The organism is Amycolatopsis oliviviridis, assembly GCF_014654365.1.
In the GTDB taxonomy this organism is placed as follows: Bacteria; Actinomycetota; Actinomycetes; order Mycobacteriales; family Pseudonocardiaceae; genus Amycolatopsis; species Amycolatopsis oliviviridis.
In genome coordinates, this window is record NZ_BNAY01000002.1 from 727,206 (window position 1) to 753,520 (window position 26,315).

Genomic DNA, 26,315 nt, shown 5'->3' on the forward strand with positions numbered 1-26,315 from the left:
TTTCGGTAATATGGAGGGGTGTCCGAGACCCTCATTCCCGAACTGCCGCAGGAGTTGTGGCGCGCCGGCAAGCTGGAGCTTGCCCACGGCGTGACGCACCTGGTGCAGGTGATGAGGGTGGCCTCCGCCGCGCTGGGGAAATACCTGGCGGAGATCGAGACACGAGGCGCGGAAGACTTGTACGGCCACGGGAGCGCGGCGTCCTGGTTCGCCGAGATCGCGAGGTTTTCCCCGAGCGACGCGCGGGAGACGGTGAACCGGGCTTTGGCGTTGAACCCCGTCCCGGAGGTCGGTGGCGCCGTGACGGTGTTCGCGCCCGCGACCGCCGCCGCGGCCGAGGACGGCGCGATCGGGGACCAGCACATCGACCTGATCCTGGAGATCCTCCGGAAAATCCCCACCGACCTCCCCGCGGGCGAGCGCGAGGGCGCGGACAAGATCCTCGCCGACCTCGCCCGCCACGCCGGCCCCAAAGAGATCGCCCAAGCCGGCGCCGACCTCCTCGCACACCTGGACCCCGACGGGAACGAACCCCGAGATCCCGACCCCGCCCCGCCACGGCGGGAGGTGTTCGTCGAGCGCCGCAAGGACGGGTTCTGGAAACTCTCCGGTCTGCTGGACCCCGAAACCGGGGCCCGCACCGCCGCCATCCTGGACGCCTACGGGGCGAAGCGGCCGGTCGACGAGTTCGGTCAGGCCGACCACCGGACCATGCCGCAACGTTACGGTGACGCGTGGGCCGACGTCCTCGACCTCGCCGCCGCCTGCCCGGATCAGCCCGGGACGTCCGGGTATCGCACGCTGGTGCACGTCACTGTCGGCCTCGACGCCCTCAAGACCGGGCTCGGGACCGCGTGCCTGGACTTCGTCGGGAAGATCACCGCCCGCGAAGCGCGCCTGATGGCCTGCGACTGCCTGATGATCCCCGTCGCGCTCAGCGCTGCCGGTGAACCGCTGGACGTCGGACGGATGCGACGATTCGTCACCCCCGGCCAACGCCGAGCGTTGAACATCCGCGACGGGGGCTGCGCGTTCCCCGGCTGTCATCGGGCGCCGAAACACTGTCACGCGCACCATATTCAGCACTGGGCGGACGGCGGCCCCACCGACCTGCGGAACCTGGTCCTGCTCTGCTCCTACCATCACCGGTTGATCCACCACGGTGACTGGACAGTCCGGATCGCCGGAGACGGACTACCCGAATTCGTACCGCCGCAGTATCTGGACCCGCTACGACATCCCCGGCGCAACGTCCTCCACCGCGTCGTCACCTGAACTCCGCATGCCGAGGAGCCCGCCGGCCACACCGGCGACGGGCCCCTCGGCATGCCCACGCCCGCACAGACCCGGAGAGATTCGCCCACCGCCCCGGAGCGCAGGTGCTCACTGCCTGACGGGTGATGTTCCGGGCGCGATACTGGGCTTCATGACTCCAGCGAACCGCCCGGACAACGTCCACTTGAGGGCGTTCACCGAGACCGACCTCGCCTTTCTCGACCGCCTCTGCACGGATCCCGATGCGCTCGGCGAGTTCGAGTGGCCCGGGTTCGGTGATCCGAGGGCACGCCGCAAGCGATGGGAGCTCGACGGGTACATCTCCGCCGAGTCCGCGGCGGTGGCGATCGCGCGGGCCGACGACACGGTGATCGGCATCGTCTCCTGGAAGCCCCGCGGCTTCCCCTTGGGTGTCACCTACGAGATCGGCGTGGGGGTGCTGCCCGAGCATCGTGGACAGGGGGTGGGCACGGTGGCGCAGAGGCTGCTCGTGGACTACCTGTTCGGCCGCACGACCGCGAACAGAATCGAAGCCCTCACCAATGGCGGCAACCTCGGCGAGCAGAAAGCCCTCGAACGCCTGGGGTTCCGCCGGGAAGGGGTCATGCACGGCAGGTCCTTCTACCACGGCGAGTATGTCGATGTGCTCGTCTACGGCCTGCTCCGCTCAGAGCATCGCCCCGGAACGTAGGATCGGACCATCCCCTCGACGGTGAAGGAACCGGGAAGTTGAGTGTCCCGATTCCCTCACCGTCGCCCACGCCACCACTCAGGGAACCGATTCCCGGATGGCGGCCGGAGTGCCGCGATTCCCCGTGATCTGTTCCAGCGCCCACGCTTGCCCGAACTCGGCCAGTGCGGGCCCCGACCAATAGGCGGGAATCCTGATTCCCGACCACAGTGGCATCTTCGGTCCGCTCAGGGTTCCGTGACTGACCTGCACCTGGACCGCGCCTTCCACCCAAGTGAAGACGAAATGGGCGTACATGAACATCCATGCCTGCCTGTCCATCACGTCCCGCACCAGCACCGGCCCTTCGGACGGATACGGTGCCGTGTAGATGATCTGTTTTCTACCGTTGCGATAGCTGACCTCCTGTGCCGTGACACCCGGAGGAAGCATGGAGGGGAGCACTCGGTCAGTCCTCCACAATGGTGATCGTGCCGTGCCCGTCGCAGCCGACACAGCCTTTTCCGTCGCAGTCACCGCAGACTGAAGTAAGATAGTCCATAGCCGAAACCCATTCGCGTCGAAAGCCCGTCAGGAGTCGCGAAACAGACCTTGGAAATGACCAAGGCCAAAGAAATCCCACGACTCAGGAAAAGTGTCCGAAGTACCCGCGCTGCCCCGTGGACACGAAACACAAGTTAGCGAGCACTCCGGCACCCGGACAAGCCGAACGAAGCCAATCCATTCCGACGGTCTACAAATACACCGTTATTGCAACAATGCAACACATTCGACGTGATGTGTCATCGGGAAGGCGTCGAAAGCACGCAGATCCACCAATCCGTATCCGTGCTCCTTGAACAGCGCGATGTCCCTGGCCAGCGCCGCCGGGTCGCACGCCACGTAGACGATCCGGTCCGGCGAACCCTCCACAATGGACTCGACGACGGCCTTCCCGGCACCCTTGCGCGGCGGGTCGAGGACTACGACGTCGACGGGTTTCGGGGCGTCGGCCAGCAGGTGCTCGACGCGGCCGGAGCGCCAGCGGACCTGCGGGAGGTCGGCCAGGTTCTCTTCGCCGTCGGTGACGGCACGACGGCCGGATTCGATGGCCAGGACACGCCCACGCGGGCCGACCTGCGAAGCGAGCACCGAAGCGAAGAGACCGACACCGGCGTAGAGGTCCCACGCCACGCCGTCACGCGGCGCCTCGGCCCATTCCGCGACGACGGCGGCGAGCGTGTCCGCGGCGGCCGGGTGGACCTGCCAGAAACCGTGGGCGTCGAGGCGCCACTCGCGGCCGGCGGCGTGCTGCACGGCGAGGCCACCTGTCAGCTGCCGCGACCGGGTCTTCCCGTGGACCGTCGAAAGGTCGCGAAGGTGCACCTGGCCCTCGCCGTCCTTGGTGACCTCGATTTCGCTGCCGGGCCGCCAGTTCCGCGAAACGACGTCGTCGAGCGCGCCGGGGACGGTGATCGGGCAGTCGTCGATCGCGATCACGCGGTGGCTGTGGTGCGCCCGGAACCCCGCGCGCCCGTCCTTGCCCGCGACGAGCCGGACGCGGCTGCGCCAGTCCAGCGGGCCGCCGTCGAGCGCCTCGACGACGACCTCGCGGTCGATCCCGGCCAGCCTCTTCAGCTGCTCCATGACCACCGCGGCCTTGAGTTCACGCTGGTACCCCGGGGTGGCGTGCTGCCAGTCGCAGCCGCCGCACTCCCCCGGCGCCGCGAGCGGGCACGGCGGCTCCACGCGGTCCGGTGACGCCTCCAGGACCTCGATCGCGTCCGCGCGGCAGAACGAGCCGCCCTTGTCCTCGGTGACCGAGGCCAGCACCCGCTCGCCGGGCAGCGCGTGCCGCACGAACACGACCCGGCCCTCCGCCCGGGCGACGCAGTGCCCGCCGTGCGCGACCGCGCCGACCTCCAGCTCGATCGTCCGTCCGAGCCAGGTGCCGGTCGACGCGTCCACACTCATTCTGCTTTGTCCTTAGTTTTTTCGGGCTTGGTCTTTTCGGGTTGCTTGACGACCGGGGAGAACCCGCGCCGGACGTCGCCTGCCGCCGGACGTGCCTTCCGGTCGCGTTTGATCGCCTTCTCCGACGATTCGAGCTGCCACGGCACGCTGGTCACCATCACACCGGGCTGGAACAGAAGCCGTCCCTTGAGCCGCAGCGCGCTCTGGTTGTGCAGGACCTGCTCCCACCAGTGCCCGACCACGTACTCGGGGATGAACACGGTCACCACGTTGCGCGGATTGTCGCCGCGGACGCGCTTCACGTAGTCCAGCACGGGTTTCGTGATCTCGCGATACGGCGATTCGATCACCTTCAGCGGCACCTTGAAATTGTGGTCGTCCCATTCCTGGACGAGTTTGCGCGTCTCGACGTCGTCGACGTTCACCGTGACGGCTTCCAGGACGTCCGGCCGCACGGCCTTGGCGTAGGAAAGGGCGCGCAGGGTCGGCAGGTGCAGTTTCGAAATCAGCACGATCGCGTGGTTGCGCGAAGGCAATACGGCCGGTTTGCGGTCCATCTCGCGCAATTCCTCGGCGACCCGGTCGTAGTGCTTGCGGATCGCGGTCATCAGCGCGTAGATCGCCACCATCGCCGCGATCGCGATCCAGGCGCCGAGCAGGAACTTCGTGACCAGCACGATGACCAGCACGGTGCCGGTCATGGTGAGGCCGATCGCGTTGACCGTCTGCGAACGCCGCATCCGCCGCCGCACCGTCGGATCGGTTTCCCTGGCCAGCAGGCGATTCCAGTGCCGGATCATGCCGGCCTGGCTCACCGTGAACGAGACGAACACACCCACGATGTAGAGCTGGATGAGCTTGGTGACCTCGGCGTCGAACGCGATGATCAGGATCAGCGCGAACGCCGACAGGAACAGGATGCCGTTGGAGAACGCCAGCCGGTCGCCCCGGGTGTGCAGCTGACGCGGCAGATAACGGTCCTGCGCGAGGATCGAGCCGAGCACCGGGAAACCGTTGAACGCGGTGTTCGCGGCCAGCAGCAGGATGATCCCGGTGACGAAGGAGATGTAGTAGAAGCCCGGGGTGAAGTCGGCGAACACCGCGTGCGCGATCTGCGCGACGATCGTCTTCTGCTCGTACCCCGCCGGCGCGCCGGAGAGCTGCGTCTCCGGGTGCTCGGCGAACTTGACCTCGGTGATGATCGCCAGCGTGATGATGCCGACCAGCATCGTGACCGCGAGCACGCCCATCATCAGCAGCGTGGTCGCCGCGTTCTTCGACTTCGGTTTCCGGAACGCCGGGACACCGTTGCTGATGGCCTCGACCCCGGTCAGCGCGGCGGCGCCGGAGGAGAACGTCCTCAGCAGGAGGAAGAAGAACGCGAATCCGGTCAAGGACGCTTCTTCGTGCAGCCCGAAATCGGCGCTCTCGGCGCGCATGTCGGCGCCGGATGCGGCCTCGATCAGCCCCCAGATCACCATGCCGAGAATGCCGATGATGAAGCCGTAGGTCGGGATCGCGAACGCTTTGCCCGATTCGCGTACTCCGCGCAGATTCAGCGCGGTCAGCACGACCACGATGACGACCGCGGCGATCACCTTGTGCTGCGCCACCCACGGAATGGCCGACCCGATGTTCGCCACACCGGACGACGTCGACACCGCGACGGTGAGCACGTAGTCGACCAGCAGCGCGCTGGCGACGGTGAGACCGAATTTGCCGCCCAGGTTGGTGTTCGCGACTTCGTAGTCGCCGCCGCCGCTGGGATAGGCGTGCACGTTCTGCCGATAGGACGCCACCACGACCAGCATGACCAGCGCGACGGCGACGCCGATCCACGGCGCGAACGCGTACGCCGACAAACCGGCGACGCTGAGGGTCAGAAAGATTTCCTCAGGCGCGTAGGCGACGCTCGACAACGCGTCGGACGCGAAAATCGGCAGCGCGATGCGCTTCGGCAGCAGCGTATGCGAGAGGCGGTCACTCCGGAATGGACGTCCGAGGACGAGCCGCTTCAATACGGTCGGGAACTTCGACACCACGGAAGCATACGGGCGGTGCTCACGGTAGGTTCGGCGCTGGTATGTCTGGGTACCTGCGGACGGGTGAACGTCCGACGACGAAGGAGGCAGGGCGTGCACGTGGTGATCATGGGATGCGGCCGGGTAGGCGCATCCCTTGCCGCGGCGCTGGAGCGGCTGGGGCACGAAGTCGCCATCATCGACAAGACCCAGCAGGCGTTCCGGCGGCTCGGCAGTGATTTCCACGGTCAGCAGGTGGTCGGCGTCGGCTTCGACCGGCAGGTGCTGATCGAGGCCGGGATCGAACGCGCGGGGGCTTTCGCGGCGGTGTCCAGCGGCGACAACTCCAACATCATCTCGGCTCGCGTGGCCAGGGAGAACTTCGGCATCGACAAGGTCGTCGCCAGGATCTACGACCACAAGCGCGCGGCGGTCTACGAACGGCTCGGGATCCCGACCGTGGCGACCGTGCCGTGGACGACCGACCGGTTCCTGCGCACCCTGCTGCCCGACGGCGTCGCCTCGGAGTGGCGGGACCCCTCGGGCAGCGTGGCGCTCCTGCGGCTCCCCCTGCACGAGGGCTGGGTCGGGCACAGCGTGCGCGACCTGCAGGACACCACCGGCGCGCGGGTCGCGTTCATCATGCGGTTCGGCACCGCCGTCCTGCCCGACACCAAAGCCGTGATCCAGGCGGACGACGTCGTGTACGTCGCCGCGAAGTCAGGCACCGTCAGCGACGTGACCAGCGTCGCCGCTCGCGAACCGGAAGAGGAGAACTGATGCGGGTCGCGATTGCCGGGGCGGGCGCGGTCGGCCGGTCGATCGCCGCGGAGCTGATCGACGGGCGTCACCAGGTGATGCTCATCGAACGCGAGGCCGACCAGTTCGAGCCGCACACCGTCGAGCAGGCGGACTGGGTGCTGGGCGACGCGTGCGAGGTGTCGATCCTGGAGGAGTCCGGGATCGAGCAGTGCGACGTCGTGATCGCCGCGACCGGCGACGACAAGGCCAACCTCGTGGTGTCGCTGCTGGCGAAGACCGAGTTCGCGGTGCGCCGGGTGGTGGCGCGGGTGAACAACCCGGCCAACGAGTGGCTGTTCAACGACGCCTGGGGCGTCGACGTCGCCGTGTCGACCCCGCGGATGCTCGCGGCGATGGTCGAGGAGGCGGTGAGCGTCGGCGATCTGGTGCGGCTGATGACGTTCCGGCAGAGCCAGGCGAACCTCGTCGAACTCACCCTCCCGGAGGAGACCCCGCTGGCGGGCAAGGCGGTCAGCGAGATCAACCTGCCGAGGGACGCCGCGCTGGTGACGATCCTGCGCGGGGACCGGGTGATCGTGCCGCAGCCCGAAGACCCGCTGGAGCCGGGTGACGAGCTGCTGTTCGTGGCGACGTCCGATGTGGAGCCGGAGATCCGGACCGCGTTGGGGTACTAGTTGTCCGTGGCGGGCGCCTGCGCGTACTTCGCGCGCAGGCGAGCCTCGACCTCGGCGTCGGTCTCCTCGGCCGGAGCCTCTTCGGCCAGCGCCTTGAGGTGCTTGTCCGACCGCCGCACCGCCCAGACGACGGCGAGCAGGCCGAGCGCGTACAGCGGGTAACCCATCGCGATCTTCGCGAAGGCCAGCCAGCCGGTGTAGTCCTCGTTGTACAGCCAGCGCTGCACGACGAACCGGGCGCCGAAGATCAGCGCCATGGCGCCGGTCGCGATCGAATACGCGATCAGTGACTTCTTGTCCTTGCGCCAGGCGTGGCCGCTGCCGTTGAGCGCGTTCCACACCACCCCGGCCAGCGGCCAGCGCACGACGATCGACAGCACGAAGACGCCGCAGTAGACCAGGCTCGTCCAGATGCCGAACAGGAAGAAGCCCTTGGCCGATCCGGTCCGGTACGCGATGAACGCCGCGATCGCCACGCCGAAGAAACCGGAGATGGCCGGCTGCAGCGGCTCCTTGCGCACGATCCGCAGCACGGTGATCGCCACCGCGCTGCCCACCGCGGCCCAGATGCCGACCGTCAGGCCGAAGATGGCGTTCGCGATGACGAACACGATGACCGGCAGCGAGGAATAGAACAGTCCCGACAGCCCACCCATCTGTTCGAGCAGGGTGGGCTGCGGCTTGTCGTCGTCGTCCGGTTCCCCGGTCTTCTTCTGCTCGCCGCCGGCGGATTCAGTCACGATGCGGGATCAACTCACAGGGCTCTGAAGTTCGTAATAAGGGTTGTAAAGCACCTTCTGGCCATCACGTTCGGCCATCCGGCCGCGCACCTTGATGGTTCGCCCGGGTTCGATCCCGGGGATCCGGCGGCGTCCGAGCCAGATTAGCGTCACACCCTGTGTGCCGTCGAACAGCTCGGCCTGCAGTGTCGCCGCTTCGTTGGTCGGGCAGAGCTCCACGCTGCGGAGTCTGCCGAGCACCGTCACCTCTTGTCCCGACCGGCAGTCGCAGGCGCGCTGCGCTCCGCCGGCCTCGGATTTTTCGGACAGATCGTCGGCGTCGAGATCCTCGACGTCGCTGGTCAGCTTGCGAACCAACCGGCTGAAGTAGCCGCCGTCTTTGGCGGGCATAACGGTGCTCCTGTGCTCCGGGGCCCCCGACTTGAACGGCCCGTGCGTAATCCAGCGTAACTGTGCTCGGACCAGGACAACGGGTTTGGGAGAAGATCGCAACGTGACCTCCGCTATTCCGCCTACGACGGCAGTAGTACTCCCCGGCACCGGGTCCGACGAAGTGTTCGTGCGCGGCGTGTTCGCCGGGCCGCTGCGGGCGCTCGGCGTCCGGTTGCTCGCCCCGCCACCGCCCGCGGGCGACCGCCTCGCGGACGGCTATCTCGCGGAGCTGGACAGGCTGTCCGCCGAGCACGGTCCGCTGCTCGTCGGCGGCGTCTCGTTCGGCGCGCACCTCTCGGCGGAGTGGGCGGTCCGCAATCCGGGCCGCTGCACCGGCCTGCTGGCCGCGCTCCCGGCCTGGAACGGCCCTGCCGGGCGAGCACCCGCGTCGCTCGCCGCGCGGCTGTCAGCGGATCTGGTGGCCGAAAACGGGGTCGACGGCGCGCTGGCGAAATCGTCGGATGGCGTCCCGGAATGGCTCTCCGCGGAACTCGGCCGCGCGTGGCGGCGGCACGGTGACGGGCTGGCGGCGAGCCTGCGGACCGCCGCGTCCCATCCTGCCCCGTCGCTGGAGGACCTCAAGGGTCTCGACGTGCCCGTGGGGATCGGCACGTGCGTGGACGATCCGATCCATCCGGCGGAGGTCGCCCGCGCCTGGGCGGACGCCCTGCCGTGCGCCGAGGTCGGCGAGTCGACGCTCACCGCCCTCGGCGCGGACCGGGAATCCCTGGGCCGGGCGACCGTGCTGGCCTGGTTGCGGGCTCGCTAGGCCTGCTGTTCGGCGATGTGCTGCGCGACGGCGTCGGGCAGCGTGATGGTCAGCGGGGTGCGGACCGGCATCGGCGCGTCACCGCGGTCGACGATGGTGTGCCGCACGATCTCCCGCAGCACCGCGGGCGCCTGCGACGCCTGCGACTGCGGCCCGGCGATGACGCCGCGGAGCATCCAGCGCGGGCCGTCGACCCCGACGAACCGCAACGCGACGTCGCCGACGATCGCGGACAGCTCCAGCCCCCACTCCCCCATGCCGACCGAGACCTTGGCGCCGTCGGCCCGCAGCTGCTCGGTGAGTTCGGTGCTGACGTCCTTCCACAGGCCGCCGGACCGGGGCGCCGCGTAGCCGCTGACGGTGATCTGGCCCTGTTCGGTGACGACGTGCACCGCGCGGACGCCGCCGCTCTCCGGGTCCATCTCGACCTGGACCTGGGAACCGTCGGGCACCGGCACCTTCACCGAACCGAGGTCGATCCTCGGGATGCCGTCCTCGGGCGCGTCGGCGAGGTCGAACGGGCCGTCGGCGGTCTCCGACAGCTGCGACTCGATCTCCTCGGCGTCGTCGGCGGCGCTGCCGGGGCGCTCCTCGACCTCGGGCGCGGCGTGCCGTCCGCTCGGCTTCGCGCGCTTGCGTCCGAAAATCCCCACTAGTTCTCCGTTCCTTCCCTGGCTCCGGCTCCCAGTGTGGCGTGTCCGCCCGTGGAGCCATACCCTCCCTCGCCGCGCTCGGACGACTCGAGTTCGGCGACCTCGACGAACTCGGCCTGTTCGACCCGTTGCACGACCAGCTGCGCGATCCGGTCGCCGCGGGTGAGCACGACCTTCTCGGAGAGATCATGGTTGATCAGGCAGACGCGGATCTCACCGCGGTACCCGGAGTCGATCGTGCCGGGGGTGTTGACGACCGAGAGGCCGACCCGGGCCGCGAGACCCGACCGCGGATGGACGAAGCCCGCGTAGCCGGGCGGCAGCGCGATCGCGACGCCCGTCCCGACGACGCCGCGTTCGCCGGGCGCGAGGACGAGATCCGAGGTGGTGACGAGGTCGGCGCCCGCGTCGCCGGGGCGCGCGTAGGCGGGGAGGGGGACCGAAGGATCGATCCGGGAAAGCAGTACCTGAACGGTGGACACGGGCGGCGAGACTACCCTGAAGGCGTGGGTGAAAGCGTGAACGCGGCCGAAGGCAGCACCGTCGAGCATTCCGAGCGGCTCTACGTCCCGTGGTGGGGCTGGCCGTTGCCGCTGCTGGGCGGCGGGCTGCTGGCGGCGGAGATCGACATGGGCTATCCCGGGCTCCGCGGCTGGCTGCCGTACGTGGTGCTGATCCCCGCGGTGATCGCGCTGATGGTCTCGCTCGGCCGGTCTCGCGTCCGGGTGACCGGAGGAGCCGAGCCGGAGCTGTGGCTGCGCGACGCGCATCTGCCGCTGAAGTTCGTCGGCGACGTCGAGGTCATCGACAAGGAGGCGAAGCGCAAGGCTCTCGGCCGCGACGCGGACCCGGCCGCCTTCGTGCTGCACCGGGGCTGGGTCGGCCCGGTCGTGCGGGTCTGGCTCACCGACCCCGACGACCCGACGCCGTACTGGCTGTTCAGCACCCGGCACCCGGAGAAGGTGGCGGCGCTGCTGCGCCGGACCGCTTCGAACTCTTCGACCTAGGGCGTCCAGGGCATGGGAAAGGGGGCCGGCCACGTGGCCGGCCCCCTTATTCCTGTTTAGACCCCGAAACCCCTGTCGCGCCGTCCCCTGTGCCCGTAGGCTCAGGCGCAGTCGCGGCAGATGAGCCGTCCGCCACTCTCCTCCGCCAGCCTGCTGCGGTGATGCACCAGGAAACAGACGGAGCAGGTGAACTCGTCGGCCTGCTTGGGCACGACCTTGACGGTCAGGTCCTCCCCGGAAAGTCCGGAGAGGTCCGCGCCCGGCAGCTCGAAGTTCTCGGCGGTCGCGTCCTCGTCGACGTCCACGACGCCGGACTGGTTTTCGTTGCGCCGTGCCTTCAGCTCTTCCAACGAGTCTTCGGCCAGCTCGTCGGCTTCGCTGCGGCGCGGAGCGTCGTAGTCGGTCGCCATTAGTCCCTCACCCCTGCGATGCTTCGATGTCAGATGGCCCGGACCCGCGAGCGCGCGGCTCGTGAGTCCTTCGTGCCGCTGGTTAACGTCCCAGCGCCCCTGTTTGTGCCCGGCTGGGCAGTGAGCGAGGTCTCTCTTTTGCGCCTCTTACTGCCGCCTGAGCCCGCGAAGGGTAGCTCACCTCGATACCGGCTCTGCAACGAGTCAGACATTGCCGCGATTACGTCACCCAACAGGGGGAACGCCGTGTCAAGACGCCTGTCGTCCGAATGGGTTGCCCCCGGGTCGGGTACCTCACCCCTTGGGCCCGGCCGCTTGCCCGGAGTGGCCATCGCGTGGTGCTATCCGGAGGCCCGCGCCGATCACCTCCGCCGCAACGCATAGGCTGATCGGACACGATGGTGAGATGAAGCACCGTCCGGGGATCCGGGCTTTGGGGAAGGGACTGGCAGGTGGCGTCGGGGAACGGCATCGGGGACCGCGGGGCGAGGCCGTATCGCAAGCACAAGCCGCTGCCCGCGCTCATCGTGATCGGGGTGCTGGCACTCGGCGCGGTCATCGTCTGGGTGAACGTCGTGGCGAGCAACGCCGACATCGACGCCAAGATCCAGTGCACTCCTCCGCCCATCCCTCAGGAGGGCGTCACGTACACGCCGCTGGCGCACGACGGCCTCGACGACCGCGCGCCGGTGCCGCCGGACAAGGTCGCCCTCCAGGTGCTCAACGGCTCCCAGGTCCGCGGCCAGGGCGGCATCGCCACCAACACGCTCCGGGAACTGGGCTTCAGCCAGATCCTCGACCCGGCCAGCGACCCGGCCTACAAGAACGCCGAGGCCAAATGCCGCGGCCAGATCCGCTTCGGCGAGAACGGCGCGGCCGCGGCCCGCACGCTGAGCCTGGTGGTCCCGTGCGCCGAACTGGTGAAGGACAACCGCAAGGACGCTTCGGTCACGCTCACCACCGGCACCCTGCTCGGCGACATCCGCCCGAAGGCGGAGGCCCGCAAGGTCCTCGACCAGCTCACGCAGTGGTCGAAGGCGCAGCAGGGCAGCGGCGGCGGTGAGCAGTCGGCGGGCGGCGGCGCCCCGGTGATCGACCAGGCGCTGCTGAAGGCCGCGCGCGAAGCTCCCTGCTGACCCACCCTCAAGCGCTATGAAGGACGCTTTCATTGCAAATTTTGCTATGAAAGCGTCCTTCATAGCGCTTACCGGAGCTCAGATCGTGCCCACGCCCGACTCGAGCAGCGCCTGACGCAATGGCGCACCGATCGACGGCGCCACCGCGAACGTCGCGTCCGGCCCCAGTTCGGCGTCCTCCCCCGGCAGCGACACCAGCGCGCCCGCCTCGGCGGCGATGAGCGCGCCGGCGGCCCAGTCCCACCGTCCGAGGCCGTGCTCGACGTAGGCGTCCAGCCAGCCCGCGGCGACCGCGCACAGGTCCAGTGAGGCGGCCCCGTTGCGCCGGACGTCGCGCACCCGCGTCGCCAGTTCGGCGACGAACCGGGCCTGCTTCGTCCGCCGTTCGACCTTGTAGGCGAACCCGGTACCGACGAGCGTCAAATCCAGCCGGGAAGGGGCGTTGACCGACAGCGGCCGCCCGTCGAGGAACGCGCCCTGCCCGCGCGCGGCGGTCCAGCGGCGCCCGCTGACCGGTTCGACGACGGCGCCCGCCACCGACACCCCGCCGACCTGCGCGGCCACCGACACGGCGAACCACGGCAGCCCGTAGAGGAAGTTCACCGTCCCGTCGATCGGGTCGACCACCCAGGTCACCCCGTCGCCGGCGGTCCCGCCGTGCTCCTCGCCGAGCACGGCGTCGCCCGGGCGCAGTTCGGCGAGCCGGGCGCGCACCAGCCGTTCCGACTCGTGGTCCACGGCGGTCACCACGTCGGTGTCGGCGGATTTGGTGTCCACCCGCACCTCGCGGCCCGCGTTCATCCCGGTCCAGGCCTCGTGGACCAGCTCGGCGGCCTCGCCCGCGACACGCTCGGCGACACTCTTCAGCAACGTCTCGTCAACTCCCACGTCCGCCATGTCACCACATCCGGTTAAAGTCTCCGAGGCAGGCTTCTGAATCGTGCGAGAAGGGACCACGTCCGTGGTGGAGGCGACCCGAGGTTTCGGTATCGACATCGGCGGCAGCGGGATCAAGGGCGCGCTGGTGGACTTGGCGCAAGGGCAGCTGATCGGCGACCGGATCCGCATCGACACGCCGAAGCCGTCGACCCCGGAGGCGGTGGCGGACGTCGTCGCGGAGATCACCGGCCAGGCCGGCTGGGACGGCCCGGTGGGCGTCACCCTGCCCGCGGTGGTCAAGCGGGGTGTCGCGCACACCGCGGCCAACATCGACCACAAGTGGATCGGCACCGACGCCGACGCCCTGTTCGCCAAGCGGCTCGGCCGCGGCGTGGACCAGATCGCGATGCTCAACGACGCGGACGCCGCCGGGATGGCCGAGATCCGCTGGGGCGACCCGATCGCGCGGCGCGGCGTGACGGCGCTGCTGACCTTCGGCACCGGCATCGGCAGCGCGGTCTTCCAGGACGGCAAGCTCGTGCCCAACACCGAGTTCGGCCACATCGAGGTCGATGGTCACGATGCGGAAAAGAAAGCCGCGGCGTCGGTGAAGGACAACGAGGAACTCTCGTATCCCGAATGGGCGGAACGGGTGAACAGGTATCTCTCCGTGCTGGAAAACCTGATCTGGCCGGATCTGTTCATCGTCGGCGGCGGCGTCAGCAAGAAGTCGCACAAGTGGGTCCCGCTGCTGGACATCCGCACGCCGGTCATCGTCGCGTCCCTGCAGAACAACGCGGGCATCGTCGGCGCGGCGGCCGCCGCCGCGGAAGGCATCGAGCACTGACGCGACCAGGCTGACATCCACGCCACGGATGTCACTTCGGCGGGTCGCACGGCGTGTCGCGCCCGCCGGGTGGTGGGTTGCGCCGCGACGCTGTCACGTATCGTCGTTACAATGGAACACGGCCCACGGCGGCGGCACCCATGAGATCGAGGGAAACCGCAGGCCGAGGGGTGTTCCCCGAATTTGAGGCAGCCGAGACCATCACGCCTCGGCTCGTCATGATCGACCGCTGCGAAAGGGCGTAAGTGGCAGCCGCAAGAACCGCAACCCGAAGCGGGACGAAGACAGCGACCGCAGCCGGCGAGCCGGCCGACGAGGCAGCCACCGACGCGGCGAAGCCCGCGGCGCGCAAGACCGCCGCCAAGGCGGCCGGCGCGAAGAAGGCCCCGGCGAAGAAGGCTCCGGCCAAGAAACCCACCACCAAGGGTGCCAAGACCGAAGACGGCGATCCGGAAGACGGTCCCGGCGACCTCGACGAAGCCGACCTCGAAACCCCGGATCTGTCCGACCTCGAAGAAGTCGAGGTGGACGTCGTCGACGCTTCCGTCACCGAGGAGACGGAAGAGGACGCGGAGTCCGAGGAGGACGTCGAAGAGACGCCCGCCCGCGGTCGCCGCACGTCGACCGACAAGAACGCCGGAAAGTCCTCCGACAACCCGGACTTCGTCTGGGACGAGGAGGAGTCCGAGGCGCTGCGCCAGGCCCGCAAGGACGCCGAGCTCACCGCTTCGGCCGACTCGGTCCGCGCGTACCTCAAGCAGATCGGCAAGGTCGCCCTGCTGAACGCCGAGGAGGAGGTGGAGCTCGCCAAGCGCATCGAGGCCGGGCTCTACGCCGCCGAGCGCGTCCGCAACGCCGAGGAGGAGGGCGAGAAGCTCGTCACCCAGATGCGGCGCGACCTCAAGTGGATCGTGCGCGACGGTGAGCGGGCGAAGAACCACCTCTTGGAGGCGAACCTCCGGCTCGTGGTCTCGCTGGCCAAGCGCTACACCGGCCGCGGCATGGCGTTCCTGGACCTGATCCAGGAAGGCAACCTCGGCCTGATCCGCGCGGTCGAGAAGTTCGACTACACCAAGGGCTACAAGTTCTCCACGTACGCCACCTGGTGGATCCGGCAGGCGATCACCCGCGCGATGGCCGACCAGGCCCGCACCATCCGTATCCCGGTGCACATGGTCGAGGTCATCAACAAGCTCGGCCGTATACAGCGCGAACTGCTGCAGGACCTCGGTCGCGAGCCCACTCCCGAAGAGCTCGCGAAGGAAATGGACATCTCCCCGGAGAAGGTCCTCGAGATCCAGCAGTACGCCCGCGAGCCGATCTCGCTCGACCAGACCATCGGCGACGAGGGCGACTCGCAGCTCGGTGACTTCATCGAGGACTCCGAGGCCGTCGTCGCGGTCGACGCGGTGTCGTTCACGCTGCTGCAGGACCAGCTCCAGTCGGTGCTGCAGACGCTGTCCGAACGTGAGGCGGGTGTGGTGCGGCTGCGGTTCGGCCTCACCGACGGCCAGCCGCGCACGCTCGACGAGATCGGCCAGGTGTACGGGGTGACCCGTGAGCGCATCCGGCAGATCGAGTCGAAGACGATGTCGAAGCTGCGTCACCCGTCGCGTTCGCAGGTGCTGCGCGACTACCTGGACTGATCCCAGGCTCACGGAAGACCCCGTCACCGGATTCGGTGGCGGGGTTTTTCGCGTCCGGTGTCGATTCGCGGCCCGCCCGCCCGACGGGCACCCGCCGGTCCCGCAACCTGGCCGGGAACCCGGCGTGCGCCGTTTCGGTGCGCCTGCGCGGTATCGACCTCACGCTGGAGGGTGAGGCGCACCGGGTCACCGCCTCACCCTGCGCCGCGCCATCGGCGTCGCGGGCGCCGAACCGCACGGCGCCACCCGCTGGGACTTCGCCCCCTAGAACGCATTTAGAGGACGAAATGCGTTCTAGGGACGGCCGGTCAGCGTCGTCCACGGGACGTGCACGGTCACCCGTTCCCGCAGCTGCTCGTTCATCAGCCACAGCTCCCCCGTGGCGGGCCAGTACGACAGGTTCTGCGAGTTCACCGGCGCCTTGCCGCTCAGCCTCGACGTCGAGGTGCCGCCGACCCCGCCGTGCAGGCACGACGGATGATCGCCCGCCACCCCGGCGTACTCCGGGCAGACGCCGGTCATCACGAAATACCCGTTGCGCGCCACCGCTCCCTGCATGCCCCACACCGGCGACACGAACCCTTCCTTCGCGTGCACGGTCCCGTCGGCCGACACCTGGGGCAGGCCGGTCGTGCGGTCGAACGGCCACCGCAGGACGCGGCTGCCCGCCGCGTTGGAGAGGTGTTCGGAGGTCACGATCGAGCCGTCGCTGTGGTCGAACGACATCGTCGAGAGACACGGGCGCGGCCCGGGGGCGTTGGTGCAGGCGCCGCCGCCGGGATACCAGTACGCGCCGATCTGCGGCATCGCGTAGTCGTAGAACGCCGCGTGGTACTTGCCGTCCGGGCCCTTCCCGACGACGCCGGAGCTGTCGTCGACCTTCCAGAAGTGCGTCGTGTCGAAGACCCGCACCACTCCCCCGGTGGTCGCGACGAACAGCCGGTTCCCGATCCAGGTCATGCCGTGCCCGTGGCCCTGCACGACGGCGAAGTTGTCGTCCGACGTCGGTTCGACGAGCAGCACATGCCGGTAACCCAAGCCGGTCGCGTCCACAAAGGACAGACGGACCATGGTGTCGCCGGGGGTGTGCCAGGACGTCGCCACGACCCGCTTGCCGCCGACCTTCCCGGTCGCCGCGTCGGCGTCGCCGGAACCGGTCAGTCCTTGCGGGATCCAGTCGTTGGTCTTGTCGTCATTGGCGTCCTCCCAGCAGAAGCCCGCCGGTTTCAGCGCCGCCGCGAGATACGTGCCGTGGCACAGCGGCCGCGCCTTCCGGTTCGCCGACGACAGGATCTCCGGCAGGCCACGCGCCGGGAGTTTCTTCTCCAGCGCAGCGATCCGCGCGCCGTAGGTGTCGAAGGTCGATCCGGACGTCCAGCGGAAGCCGTCGACCGTGGCCGCGTCCATCCGGGGGAAGGCGGCCGCGGCGGAGGCGACCCCGGGGATGAGCGCGAACACCAGCAGGAGCGAAGCGAGAAGTCCCAGCCTCTTCATGCCCGCGAGCCTTCCCGCCGCGCGCATACTTTCGATACAAACCGCGTCAGGACACCGAAAGTCCGCGCTCGGCCAGGGAATTCTCGACGCGCAGCCGTTCGATCCCGCGGTCGAAACCCTCCGGCAGTTCATCCAGCCGATGGTCGACCTCGACCTCCCGGCAGGCCTGGACGAGCAGCGCGTCGGGCACTTTCAGCGCGCACCAGAAAAGCACCGACGGCGCCACGGCGACAACGGTGTACAGCGCGACAGGCCCGGTGGCCACGACTTCAGGGTAATCCCCGAGCGGAGCACCGGAGAACCCGCGAATCCGGGCTATATTCGCGGCTGTGCTGACCGAGAGCTACCGCTACCCGGACACCGGCGACCACGTCACCGGGATGTTCATCCGACGGCACGAGCCCTATGACGGCTACTGGACGGCCAGCGAAGACCGCGCGCTCGGGAAGGTCGCCGAACAGCTCACCGCGCCCCTCGGGCGCCGCGAAGAGGTCAAGGCACTCGATGCCGGTTGCGGGGAAGGCAGGCTCCTCCCCTGGGTCGCCCGGTTCTCCGCCGACGTCACCGCCGCGGACCCCGACCCGGACAGGCTGGCGAAAGCCCGCGAGACCGTCATCGAGGACACGAAGCTGTCCTTCGCCGTCTCGCCGATCACCGAACTCGACGGCGGACCGTACGACCTCGTGGTGTGCAGTCACGTCGTCCAGCACGTGCCCACACCGGACGTCGCGCCGATCCTGCGGCGGCTGGCCGAGGTCACCGCACCCGGCGGGGCACTGGTCCTGGCCCACAGCCGGTCGCCGATCGGGCGGGGCGCGTTCAGTCTCGACAGCGTCGAAGCCGGCGGTGTGGTCCGGTCCCGCCGCGTGTCGCGCGAAGAGTTCGACAAGGCGCTGCGAGAGGGCAGCGGCCCGGCGCTCCCGGTGCGTTACCTCGACCCGGCGGAGATCGCCGCGGAAGCCGCCGAAGCGGGCTGGCGCACCGAGTGGGAGTGGACCTACCACGTCCTCGACGACCTCGGGCCCGCCGACGAGCACATCGACCGCGACGAACTGGTCAACGCCTCCGGCCCGCTGCGCCGCCACCTCGGCCGGGACCTGATCACCCTGCTGCGCCGCGCACCCGCATGACCGCGCTGCTCCTCACCTTCGCCTGGGCCGTCCCGCTGTCCGAGAAGGAGGCGGAGCTGGTGCTGGACGGCGGCCGGGACCGGGGGCTGCTGGTCCACCTCGACGGGAAGCTCGGCGAGGAGTGGACGGCCGCGGAGGACTTCCTCGCCAGTTACACCACCCCGCCGCGACGCCGGGTGCTGCGCAAACGCACCGGCGGCTCGCGGCTGTCGATCCGGATCGGCGCGGTCAGCCTGCCGTGCGAACTCGTCGTCACCTGGCATCCGGCCTATCACGCGATGACGCTGGTCCTCGCCACCACGATCACCGGGCCGGCGGCGGACGGGCCCGCCGCCGAGTGCGATCTCGCCATCGCCGTCCTGCAGAGCCTACAAGGCCGCGAGACGGCGAACGGGGCGGACGGGCTGCGCGGCGGCTACGGCGAGAAGTCCTTCCCCTCGCTGCTCAAGGCCGTCACCCACATCTTCGAGGACCTGACCAAGGGCTGCGGCCTGACCGAAGGGCTCAGCCGCAAGGGCTGGTGCGTCGAACTGCGCTCCCACGACGGGCATCCGCCCGCCCAGCGGGTCGCCGCCGATCCCCGGCCGTTCTACGGGATGGCGACCAGCGACGAGGGCTGGCGATTCGTGCCCCGCGAGGTCGCCAGGGACGCGCTCGGCCCGTCGTGGGGCACGCGCTCGTTCGTCGCCGCCTACACGATGGCGGGCGGGATCGTCTGCCTCAACAGCAAGGATGCCGACTACGTCGAGCATCAGGACGAGCTGATGCGCGGCCCGTTCGGCGCGGCCGAACCGTACTTCGGCATCGACAGCGACGTCGGCGGGCTCGACCACGGGATGCTCTTCATCCTCGAACGGGTCCTGATCCGGATGGCGCTGGCCGACCAGTGGCTGCGCACCGCTCAGCGGGAGATGCGGGCACTGGCGGACAGGAAGAAGTCGCCGAGCCGCACCCGGCTGCTGCGGGGCTCACTCGACGACATCCTCGAAATGCTGCACTCGGTGCTCCCGCCCGAGATCGACTCGCTGGAACGCCGTCTGGTCACCAGCATGGGCGTGGAGCGGATCATCGCCCAGCTCGACCGCCAAGCCGAGGCGATGGACGAGGAGACCAGGTACTCCTACGAGAACACGGTGAGCGCGCGGGTCACGCGGCTCACCGTGGTGACCGTCGTCCTGACGATCGTCACCATCGTCCTCGGGGTCCTGCAGGTGCTCGTCTCACTCTGAGCGGCGGCGCTGCTTGCGAGAACGCTCGGCGAACAGCAGCCCGACCCCCGCGGCCACCATCAGCGCGCTCGCCACCACGTGCATCCCCGACGGGAGCACGTGGAGCTGGACGAACCAGCTCGGGTTGGTGCTGCCCAGCAGCCGGTTGATCAGCCCGCCCCCGCCCTGCACCAGCAGGAGGATTCCCAGTAGTTCGATCATCGCCGCGCCCCTTCCTTGACCCGGTCGTCGTTCTTGGAGAGCTCCTGCCACAGCGGTCCCGTGGCGAACCAGATGGCCGTCACGACCCCCATCCTCGGCAGCCAGTCCCACAGCGGCGCGACCTGATCGGTGTCGCCGACCATGAAGATCAGCAGGAGCAGCACCCCCGAGGCGAGCCCGCAGGCCAGCACGCATTTGAACCAGTCACGCCATTCGGCGCGCAGCTTCGCCCGGCCCATCGGCTTGGGCGGCGGTGGCGGCCCGCCCGCGAACCGATGCGCGAAACGCACGTCGGCCCACTTGATCATCGAGTGGCCGAACACCACGCTGAAGCCCAGGTACACCGCGGCGAGGCCGTGCACGAAGTTCGCCGTGGCGCCGTTGCGCAGGTCGATGACCGTCGCGACCAGCACGACCAGGTCGATCACCGGGGTCAGGAGCAGCAGGAAGACACTCGTCCGCTTCAGCTTGAGCAGATAGCGGGCCACGAGGCCGGCGACGATGGCGACCCAGAATCCGATCTCCCCACCGGCGACCACGGCCGCCATGGGGTTTTCCGCGATGAAGTCCCAGATCTTGTTCACGGGGTAAGCCTCTCCGAACGCGCTGGTCCTCCGCGTCGGCGTACGGACCGAGATCGCCGTCATCAGTTAGTAGGACCCCGCCGCGCGCCCTGGTGTGCTGGGATGGGGCGGTGCCCACGTTCGTCCCACGCCTGAACCACCTCGCCGAATGGAAACAGGACCTCGTCATCGCCTTCGGCACGTGGGTCCTCGGCGTGCTGGTCTACGTGAGCGGGATGCAGGTACTGCTGAACGGCCCGGACGAAACGCCACTGTGGATACGCCTGAGCGAACTGACCGCGATCTGCGCGCTGGAGATGCTGCGCCGCAAGATCCCGCTGGCGCTGATCTGCGCGCTGGCCGTGCTCGCCGTGGACATCACGTTCGGCCCCTCGCTGCCGATCCTCATCGTCTTCACCGACTTCCTGTACGCGACGACGCTCTACGGTTCGCGGCGCACCAGCAGGCTGATGATCGGGGTCGCCGCGATCGGGACCATCGCGGTGGTCTGCATCGCGCTCATCTTCGCCGCGCAGTGGCGCACGGCGGTGCTCGCCGCGTTCGCGCTCCTGCCGTTCCTGGTCACGCCGGTGTGGTGGGCGGCCAACGTGCGCCAGCAGCGGGACATCGCCGACAGCGAGCGGGCGAACGCGGTACAGCTGGCCACGATCGGCGAACTGGACCGCAAGGCCGCCGTGGCGGGGGAACGGTCGAAGATGGCGCGGGATCTGCACGACGTCATCGCCGGGCATCTCTCGGCGATCGCGATCCAGTCCGAGGCCGCGCTGTCGATGGCCACCGCCGACCCGAAACTGTCCAGGAAGGTCCTGGAATCGGTACGGGAGAACAGTGTGAGCGCGCTCGACGAGATGCGCGCGATGATCGGGCTGCTGCGCGCGGATCCCTCCACAGGGGACACCGACTTCGAGACGACCGCGCCCGCCCGGCTCGCCGAACTGTCCAAACTGGTCGAATCCGCGCGAGCGAGCGGGCTGGAGGTCGAGATCGGCTCCGTCCCGGACCTGTCTCCCCAGCTGCCCGCCGCGGTCGACCTGACCGCGTACCGGATCGCGCAGGAGGCCCTCACCAACGCGGCCAAACACGCCGCGGGTGGCCGGGCCGTCCTCGACATCCGTGCCGACGGAGGCATACTCACCGTCGAAGTGCGCAACGATCTCCGTCCCGGCTCAGGCTCGGCGGACGACGGCGGGACCGGACTCGGCCTGCTGAACATGCGGGAACGCGCCGCCGCGGTGGGCGGCACTCTCGCCGCCGGGCCGTCCGGCGGTGGCTGGCTGGTCCGTGCCGAACTGCCTCTGGAGGGGACTTGAGCGACGGGAACATCAAAGTGCTGGTCGCCGACGACCACGGCGCCATCCGCGCCGGGTTGATGATGATCCTCGGCAACGCCGAGGGCATCGAGGTGATCGGCGAGGCCGCGGACGGCGCCACCGCCGTCCGCCAGGCGAAGGCGCTGAAGCCGGACGTCGTGCTGATGGACGTCCGGATGCCCGGCGTCGACGGCATCGCGGCCACCCGGGAACTGACCGCGGAAGGCCTGTGCGAAGTCCTCGTGCTGACCACCTTCGACCTCGACGAGTACGTCCACGCCGCGCTGCGGGCGGGCGCGGCGGGGTTCCTGCTGAAGTCGGTGGAGGCGTCGCGGCTGATCGAGGCGGTGAAACTGGTCGCGGCGGGCGAAGGGGTGCTCGCACCGCAGGTCACGCGGAAGCTGATCGCCGCGTTCGCCGCCGGCACCCGCGAACCCTCCCTCGTCCCCGACGGGCTCGACGAACTGACCGACCGCGAGCGCGAAGTGCTGGCGTGCCTGGGCGGCGGCCTGTCCAACGCGCAGATCGGCACGCGGCTGCACATCGGCGAGACCACGGTGAAGACGCACGTTTCGCGGGTGCTGACGAAACTGGAACTGCGGTCACGGGTGCAGGCGGCGATCCTGGCGCAGGAGAACGGCGTCGTCCTGGAGGGCTGAAAACTCCTTTCGCCTGCCGGGCGCCGATGTTGTGAAAGCCACCTTCACAACGTTGAAGGTTGTGAAAGCCACCTTCACAACATCAGGCCCGGCCCACTGCGCTCCGGCGGGCAAGGCCCGGCCGGCTGAAGTCCCACCGATCTGCGAGGTGGGCGGCGATCTTCTAGCGTGAGCCTTCATGCGGCGAACTCTGGACGTGGACGAGGTCCTGAAACGGCAGGACTCGGGCGAGCTGAAACGCCGCCTCAAAGGGCGCGACCTGATCGGTTTCGGGGTCGGCATCATCATCGGCACCGGGATCTTCACCCTCGCCGGTGTCGAGGCGAAGACGCACGCGGGCCCGTCGGTCACGCTGTCGTTCGTGCTCGGCGCCGTCGTCGCCGGGATGGCCGCCCTCTGTTACGCCGAACTCGCCTCCAGTGTGCCGACGGCGGGAAGCGCGTACACCTACGCCTTCGCCACCCTCGGCGAGACCTTCGCCTGGATCATCGGCTGGGACCTGCTGCTCGAGTTCGCGCTCGGCGCGGCCGTCGTGTCGCGCGGCTGGTCCGGTTATCTGGCGAATCTGATGGGGCTCTCCCCCGAGTGGTTCGGTGAAGACGCGAAGGTGAACATCGGCGCGGTCGCGATCATCGCCGTGCTGACCGTGATCGCCGTCATCGGGATCAAGGAATCCGCGCGGGTGACGAACCTGCTCGTGCTGGTCAAGGTCGCGGTGTGCGTGCTGATCCTCGCGGTCGGCGTGTTCTACATCCGCGGCGAGAACCTCACCCCGTTCATCCCGCCCGCCCAGGCTCCGACCGAGACGGCCGGGACCCTGCACCAGCCGATCGTGCAAGCCGCGCTCGGACTCGAACAGTCCGTCTACGGCATCGCCGGGATGGTGACGGCCGCCGCCGTCGTCTTCTTCGCCTACACCGGTTTCGAGGCGCTCGCCAACCTCGGCGAGGAGACCGTGAACCCCAAACGCGATCTGCGGGTCGGTATCCTCGGCGCGCTCGGGGTCTGCGCGCTGCTCTACATCGGGGTCTCGCTGGTGCTGACCGGGATGGTCCCGTTCACCGACATCGACACGGGCGCCCCGCTCGCCGACGCCTTCGACCGCGTCGGGCAGCACTGGGTGGGCGCGCTGATCTCCCTCGGCGCGGTCACCGGGCTGACGTCGGTGATGATGGTGGAACTGGTGACGATCGGCCGGATCGGGTTCGCGATGGGCCGCGACGGCCTGCTGCCGAAGAAGTTCGGCACGGCGCATCCGCGCTGGGGCACCCCGCACCGGATGACCATCGCCGGTGCCGTGCTGATCGCGGCCCTCGCCGCCTTCGTCCCGATCTCCGAACTCGCCGACATGGTCAGTATCGGCGCGCTTTCGGCGATGATCATCGTCGCGCTGGCCGTCCCGGTGCTGCGCAAACGCCGCCCGGACCTGGAGCGCCCGTTCACCGTGCCGTTCTCGCCGTACCTGCCGATCGTGGCGGCGCTGGCGTGCTTCTACCTGATGCTCAACCTGGACGTGATGACCTGGCTGCGGTTCGCCGCGTGGCTGCTGCTCGGCCTGCTGATCTACGTCTTCTACGGGCGCAAGCACTCCCGTTTCGCGAAGGACGAACTCAGCTCCACAGACCTGCCGTCGTGATCGCGGCGACGGCGGCCTCGGTGTCGCCGTCGTCCACCACGACCAGCAACCGCTTCAGCGCGGCGGCCACCCATTCCACCGGCTGGTCGTGCAATCCGTTGTCCCCCAAGGACGGATATCCATCCATAATGGACACCAGGGTTCCTTCGGCGCCGATCCGCAGGCCGGCCGCCAGCACGAAATGTCCCTCAGGAGGACGCCAGCGGGACGACCACAGCGGCGGGATCCCGGTGTCGAGGTAGTCGAGCAGCGCCCGCGCGGGCGTGTCGTGCGCGCCGAATTCCGCCGGGTCGACCTCCGCGATCACGGCGACTCGCGACAGCCTCCACAACTCGGCCAGGAGCATGAACAACGACTGTGGCGACCGATTCCCGGCGGCGGGCACCGCCACGAGCCGTCCACCCGAGAGCGTCTCGATCGCTCGCGACAGGCCATCCGGCGTGGTACCCGCCAGCGCCGCGACGTCGTCCTGGCTCGCGACGTCGAACCCCGCGGCGCGCAGGGCGGCCAGCGCCGTGAACGGCCCCGCGAGTCCGTCCTTCTGCGGGAGTTCGGCGCGCGCGACGGCGACCAGATGCTCGCCGCCGGGCAGCCAGCGGCGACCGGACAGCCCCGTCCGGTCGCCGTCGATTCCGGAGGACATCAGTCTTCGAACGTCCACGACTGCATGATGAACGGTCCCTCGTTCGCCGCTCCGGCCGCGGCGTAGGTCGCCAGCGCGGCTTCGTTGTCCGTCTCGACACCGACCCACATCCCGCGGCAGCCGCGCTCCCGCGCGAGCCCGGCCAGCGCGTCGACCAGGTCGCGGCCGATCCCGCGCCGCTGGTAGTCCGGGCTGACGTCGAGCTCGTTGAGGAACATCTCGGTGCCCTTGTCCGGATGCGTCACCTCGGTGCCGGTGATCATGCCCGCGGGTTCGCCGTCCTCGTACGCGATCAGGAGGTGGTTCTCCTCCCCCGCGAGGAACTTCTCGGACGCCGCCCGTCGCGCGGGCCCGTCGAACAGGTGCTGGGCGGCGACGACCTCTTCGACGGTCCTGGCCCGCCGGATCTCGGTCACGTGTCCTCCCGGTGCTGAAAGCGCCACAGACTGGTCAGTATCCCGCTCAGAGGGGCGCGGAGTCATCACGTTTCCCCGGCGAGCGCAGCGCCACCCCGGCGACGACGGCCAGCGTGCCGAGCGCCTCGGGCAGCGACGGGACCTGCCGGAGCCAGACGAAGCCGATCACGCCCGCCGTGACCGGCAGCAACGCGAGCAGCAGCGCGAACCGCGCCTGCCCGGCCTTGCGCAGGACCACCTGGTCGAGCGCGTACGGCACGACGGTCGCGAGCACGGCCATCCCGACCCCGAGAACCAGCAGACGTGGCGAAGCCCACACGGCGCCGGTACCGAACGCCAGCGGCGACAGGACCACGGTGCCGACGGCGAACCCGACGGCCAGCCCGTCGATCCCGTTCCCGCCGTCCGCGACCCGCTTCCCGAGCAGGATGTACCCGGCCCAGGCGGCCGCCGCGCCCAGCGCGAAGAGCACGCCGAGCAGGCTGCCTTCGAGCCGGACATCCGCGATGGCGATCACCCCGGCCGCCACCAGCAGCAGTGCGAAGACGTCGCGCCGGGTCCGCGAGCCGAAAGCCGCCACGACCACGGGCCCGGTGAACTCGAGGGCGACCGCGGTGCCGAGGGGAAGCCTCGCGATCGCCTCGTAGAAGAGCACGTTCATCCCGGCGGTGACGACGCCGAAGGCGCCCGCGAGCACGAACGCGCGCCCGGTCCACGCCGAGCGGGGTGGCCTGCGCCACGCGAGGAGCACCGCCGCCGCGCCGAGGCACCGAAGCCAGGCCACCCCCGCGGGGGAGGCGACCGAAAAGAGACCTATGGCGATGGCCGCGCCGGCGTACAGGGAAATTCCGCTGAGAACGAACAAGACCGGCGCCGGCACACTCGGGAGCCGGCGCCGGACGACTGCGATAACCACTCCCGCATGGTGCCTGACGTGGGAAAAGGCGGTTCAACGGGGAGTCTTCTCCTACGTTGCGTGATTACGCTACGACATCCGAGGTAATTACCAGTGACAAATGAGACACCCGCACGGGAACACTTGCGGGCCGCCAAACGTCTGGAAGAGTGGAAGCACGAACACGGCGGGGCCGGGAACGAACGTTTCCGGTATCAGTGCC

30 protein-coding genes are annotated in these 26,315 nt (G+C 69.2%); 14 read left to right on the plus strand and 16 right to left on the minus strand.

Annotated elements, in window-relative coordinates; translation table 11 throughout:
- The first annotated feature begins 18 nt into the window (after positions 1-18).
- Positions 19-1,275, plus strand: a complete 1,257-nt coding sequence (locus IE302_RS10500) for an HNH endonuclease signature motif containing protein (RefSeq protein ID WP_191254238.1) — start codon at positions 19-21, stop codon at positions 1,273-1,275.
- A 151-nt stretch (positions 1,276-1,426) separates the two neighbouring features.
- Positions 1,427-1,966, plus strand: a complete 540-nt coding sequence (locus IE302_RS10505; protein WP_229907702.1) for a GNAT family N-acetyltransferase — start codon at positions 1,427-1,429, stop codon at positions 1,964-1,966.
- A 78-nt stretch (positions 1,967-2,044) separates the two neighbouring features.
- On the opposite strand, the gene IE302_RS10510 is transcribed toward IE302_RS10505, so the two are convergent.
- From IE302_RS10510 to IE302_RS10520, 3 genes are all read right to left on the minus strand, one after another.
- Positions 2,045-2,398 (minus strand): hypothetical protein, encoded by a 354-nt coding sequence (locus IE302_RS10510; protein WP_229907703.1) that lies wholly within the window; start codon positions 2,396-2,398, stop codon positions 2,045-2,047.
- Between the two features lie 315 nt (positions 2,399-2,713).
- A complete protein-coding gene (locus IE302_RS10515) occupies positions 2,714-3,919 on the minus strand; it encodes a class I SAM-dependent RNA methyltransferase (protein ID WP_191254242.1) in 1,206 nt (401 codons plus the stop codon).
- The gene (locus IE302_RS10520) at positions 3,916-5,958 is read right to left on the minus strand and encodes an APC family permease (RefSeq protein WP_191254243.1); all 2,043 of its coding nucleotides are present in this window, start codon (positions 5,956-5,958) and stop codon (positions 3,916-3,918) included. The genes IE302_RS10515 and IE302_RS10520 overlap by 4 nt, the downstream gene beginning before the upstream one ends.
- A 96-nt stretch (positions 5,959-6,054) precedes the next feature.
- Here IE302_RS10520 and IE302_RS10525 point away from each other — a divergent pair, with 96 nt between their 5' ends.
- Together IE302_RS10525 and IE302_RS10530 are read left to right on the plus strand one after the other, a co-directional pair.
- Positions 6,055-6,720, plus strand: a complete 666-nt coding sequence (locus tag IE302_RS10525; RefSeq protein ID WP_191254245.1) for a potassium channel family protein — start codon at positions 6,055-6,057, stop codon at positions 6,718-6,720.
- Positions 6,720-7,376, plus strand: coding sequence for a potassium channel family protein (locus IE302_RS10530; protein ID WP_007033567.1), 657 nt, complete (start codon positions 6,720-6,722; stop codon positions 7,374-7,376). The genes IE302_RS10525 and IE302_RS10530 overlap by 1 nt, the downstream gene beginning before the upstream one ends.
- On the opposite strand, the gene IE302_RS10535 is transcribed toward IE302_RS10530, so the two are convergent.
- Together IE302_RS10535 and IE302_RS10540 are read right to left on the minus strand one after the other, a co-directional pair.
- Positions 7,373-8,116: a DUF3159 domain-containing protein gene (locus IE302_RS10535; protein ID WP_191254247.1), complete on the minus strand. Its 744-nt coding sequence runs from the start codon at positions 8,114-8,116 to the stop codon at positions 7,373-7,375. The two genes, IE302_RS10530 and IE302_RS10535, sit on opposite strands and share 4 nt — an antisense overlap.
- 9 nt (positions 8,117-8,125) lie before the next feature.
- Entirely contained in the window at positions 8,126-8,506 is a 381-nt protein-coding gene (locus tag IE302_RS10540) for an OB-fold nucleic acid binding domain-containing protein (RefSeq protein WP_005164535.1), read from the minus strand.
- Positions 8,507-8,609: 103 nt separating this feature from the next.
- Between IE302_RS10540 and IE302_RS10545 the strand changes: the two genes are divergently transcribed.
- Positions 8,610-9,317 (plus strand): alpha/beta fold hydrolase, encoded by a 708-nt coding sequence (locus IE302_RS10545; protein ID WP_191254249.1) that lies wholly within the window; start codon positions 8,610-8,612, stop codon positions 9,315-9,317.
- Here IE302_RS10545 and IE302_RS10550 read toward each other — a convergent pair.
- Together IE302_RS10550 and dut are read right to left on the minus strand one after the other, a co-directional pair.
- Positions 9,314-9,970: a DUF3710 domain-containing protein gene (locus IE302_RS10550; protein WP_191254250.1), complete on the minus strand. Its 657-nt coding sequence runs from the start codon at positions 9,968-9,970 to the stop codon at positions 9,314-9,316. The two genes, IE302_RS10545 and IE302_RS10550, sit on opposite strands and share 4 nt — an antisense overlap.
- On the minus strand, positions 9,970-10,452 hold the full coding sequence (gene dut / locus IE302_RS10555; protein ID WP_026467910.1) for a dUTP diphosphatase: 483 nt from the start codon (positions 10,450-10,452) through the stop codon (positions 9,970-9,972). The genes IE302_RS10550 and dut overlap by 1 nt, the downstream gene beginning before the upstream one ends.
- Positions 10,453-10,476: 24 nt before the next feature.
- Here dut and IE302_RS10560 point away from each other — a divergent pair, with 24 nt between their 5' ends.
- A complete protein-coding gene (locus IE302_RS10560) occupies positions 10,477-10,977 on the plus strand; it encodes a DUF3093 domain-containing protein (RefSeq protein ID WP_373307937.1) in 501 nt (166 codons plus the stop codon).
- A 101-nt stretch (positions 10,978-11,078) separates the two neighbouring features.
- On the opposite strand, the gene IE302_RS10565 is transcribed toward IE302_RS10560, so the two are convergent.
- Positions 11,079-11,387 (minus strand): DUF4193 domain-containing protein, encoded by a 309-nt coding sequence (locus tag IE302_RS10565; RefSeq protein WP_005164528.1) that lies wholly within the window; start codon positions 11,385-11,387, stop codon positions 11,079-11,081.
- A gap of 452 nt (positions 11,388-11,839) precedes the next feature.
- On the opposite strand from IE302_RS10565, the gene cei reads away from it, so the two are divergent.
- Positions 11,840-12,523 (plus strand): envelope integrity protein Cei, encoded by a 684-nt coding sequence (gene cei, locus IE302_RS10570; protein ID WP_191254252.1) that lies wholly within the window; start codon positions 11,840-11,842, stop codon positions 12,521-12,523.
- 78 nt (positions 12,524-12,601) lie between these two features.
- Here the strand turns inward: cei and IE302_RS10575 are convergent, their stop codons facing one another.
- A complete protein-coding gene (locus IE302_RS10575) occupies positions 12,602-13,420 on the minus strand; it encodes an inositol monophosphatase family protein (protein ID WP_191254254.1) in 819 nt (272 codons plus the stop codon).
- A 67-nt stretch (positions 13,421-13,487) separates the two neighbouring features.
- On the opposite strand from IE302_RS10575, the gene ppgK reads away from it, so the two are divergent.
- Both ppgK and IE302_RS10585 read left to right on the plus strand, forming a co-directional pair.
- A complete protein-coding gene (gene ppgK / locus IE302_RS10580; RefSeq protein ID WP_191254750.1) occupies positions 13,488-14,249 on the plus strand; it encodes a polyphosphate--glucose phosphotransferase in 762 nt (253 codons plus the stop codon).
- A gap of 245 nt (positions 14,250-14,494) precedes the next feature.
- Positions 14,495-15,895 carry an RNA polymerase sigma factor gene (locus tag IE302_RS10585; protein WP_191254256.1) on the plus strand — a complete coding sequence of 467 codons (1,401 nt, stop codon included), beginning with the start codon at positions 14,495-14,497 and terminating at the stop codon, positions 15,893-15,895.
- Positions 15,896-16,189: 294 nt separating this feature from the next.
- Here IE302_RS10585 and IE302_RS10590 read toward each other — a convergent pair whose 3' ends face one another.
- Together IE302_RS10590 and IE302_RS10595 are read right to left on the minus strand one after the other, a co-directional pair.
- A complete protein-coding gene (locus IE302_RS10590; RefSeq protein ID WP_229907704.1) occupies positions 16,190-17,389 on the minus strand; it encodes a hypothetical protein in 1,200 nt (399 codons plus the stop codon).
- 46 nt (positions 17,390-17,435) lie between these two features.
- The gene (locus IE302_RS10595; protein ID WP_191254260.1) at positions 17,436-17,654 is read right to left on the minus strand and encodes a hypothetical protein; all 219 of its coding nucleotides are present in this window, start codon (positions 17,652-17,654) and stop codon (positions 17,436-17,438) included.
- Between the two features lie 64 nt (positions 17,655-17,718).
- Between IE302_RS10595 and IE302_RS10600 the strand changes: the two genes are divergently transcribed.
- Entirely contained in the window at positions 17,719-18,519 is an 801-nt protein-coding gene (locus IE302_RS10600; RefSeq protein ID WP_191254262.1) for a class I SAM-dependent methyltransferase, read from the plus strand.
- On the plus strand, positions 18,516-19,748 hold the full coding sequence (locus IE302_RS10605) for a hypothetical protein (protein WP_191254264.1): 1,233 nt from the start codon (positions 18,516-18,518) through the stop codon (positions 19,746-19,748). The genes IE302_RS10600 and IE302_RS10605 overlap by 4 nt, the downstream gene beginning before the upstream one ends.
- On the opposite strand, the gene IE302_RS10610 is transcribed toward IE302_RS10605, so the two are convergent.
- Complete coding sequence (locus tag IE302_RS10610) at positions 19,740-19,949, minus strand: hypothetical protein (RefSeq protein WP_191254266.1); 210 nt, start codon at positions 19,947-19,949, stop codon at positions 19,740-19,742. The two genes, IE302_RS10605 and IE302_RS10610, sit on opposite strands and share 9 nt — an antisense overlap.
- Positions 19,946-20,533, minus strand: a complete 588-nt coding sequence (locus IE302_RS10615; protein ID WP_191254268.1) for a hypothetical protein — start codon at positions 20,531-20,533, stop codon at positions 19,946-19,948. Before IE302_RS10615 ends, IE302_RS10610 begins: the two co-directional genes overlap by 4 nt.
- 110 nt (positions 20,534-20,643) lie before the next feature.
- Between IE302_RS10615 and IE302_RS10620 the strand changes: the two genes are divergently transcribed.
- The 3 genes from IE302_RS10620 (at position 20,644) to IE302_RS10630 (ending at position 24,138) form a co-directional block, all read left to right on the plus strand.
- Positions 20,644-21,843 (plus strand): sensor histidine kinase, encoded by a 1,200-nt coding sequence (locus IE302_RS10620; RefSeq protein ID WP_191254270.1) that lies wholly within the window; start codon positions 20,644-20,646, stop codon positions 21,841-21,843.
- Positions 21,840-22,502, plus strand: coding sequence for a response regulator (locus IE302_RS10625; RefSeq protein WP_005164501.1), 663 nt, complete (start codon positions 21,840-21,842; stop codon positions 22,500-22,502). Before IE302_RS10620 ends, IE302_RS10625 begins: the two co-directional genes overlap by 4 nt.
- Positions 22,503-22,698: 196 nt before the next feature.
- On the plus strand, positions 22,699-24,138 hold the full coding sequence (locus IE302_RS10630) for an APC family permease (RefSeq protein ID WP_191254751.1): 1,440 nt from the start codon (positions 22,699-22,701) through the stop codon (positions 24,136-24,138).
- Here IE302_RS10630 and IE302_RS10635 read toward each other — a convergent pair.
- The 3 genes from IE302_RS10635 to IE302_RS10645 are packed head-to-tail and all read right to left on the minus strand — an operon-like array spanning position 24,113 to position 26,038.
- A complete protein-coding gene (locus tag IE302_RS10635) occupies positions 24,113-24,781 on the minus strand; it encodes a DUF6885 family protein (protein ID WP_191254752.1) in 669 nt (222 codons plus the stop codon). The two genes, IE302_RS10630 and IE302_RS10635, sit on opposite strands and share 26 nt — an antisense overlap.
- Entirely contained in the window at positions 24,781-25,197 is a 417-nt protein-coding gene (locus IE302_RS10640; RefSeq protein WP_191254272.1) for a GNAT family N-acetyltransferase, read from the minus strand. The genes IE302_RS10635 and IE302_RS10640 overlap by 1 nt, the downstream gene beginning before the upstream one ends.
- A gap of 46 nt (positions 25,198-25,243) precedes the next feature.
- Positions 25,244-26,038, minus strand: a complete 795-nt coding sequence (locus IE302_RS10645; RefSeq protein ID WP_191254753.1) for an EamA family transporter — start codon at positions 26,036-26,038, stop codon at positions 25,244-25,246.
- Positions 26,039-26,315: the final 277 nt, after the last annotated feature.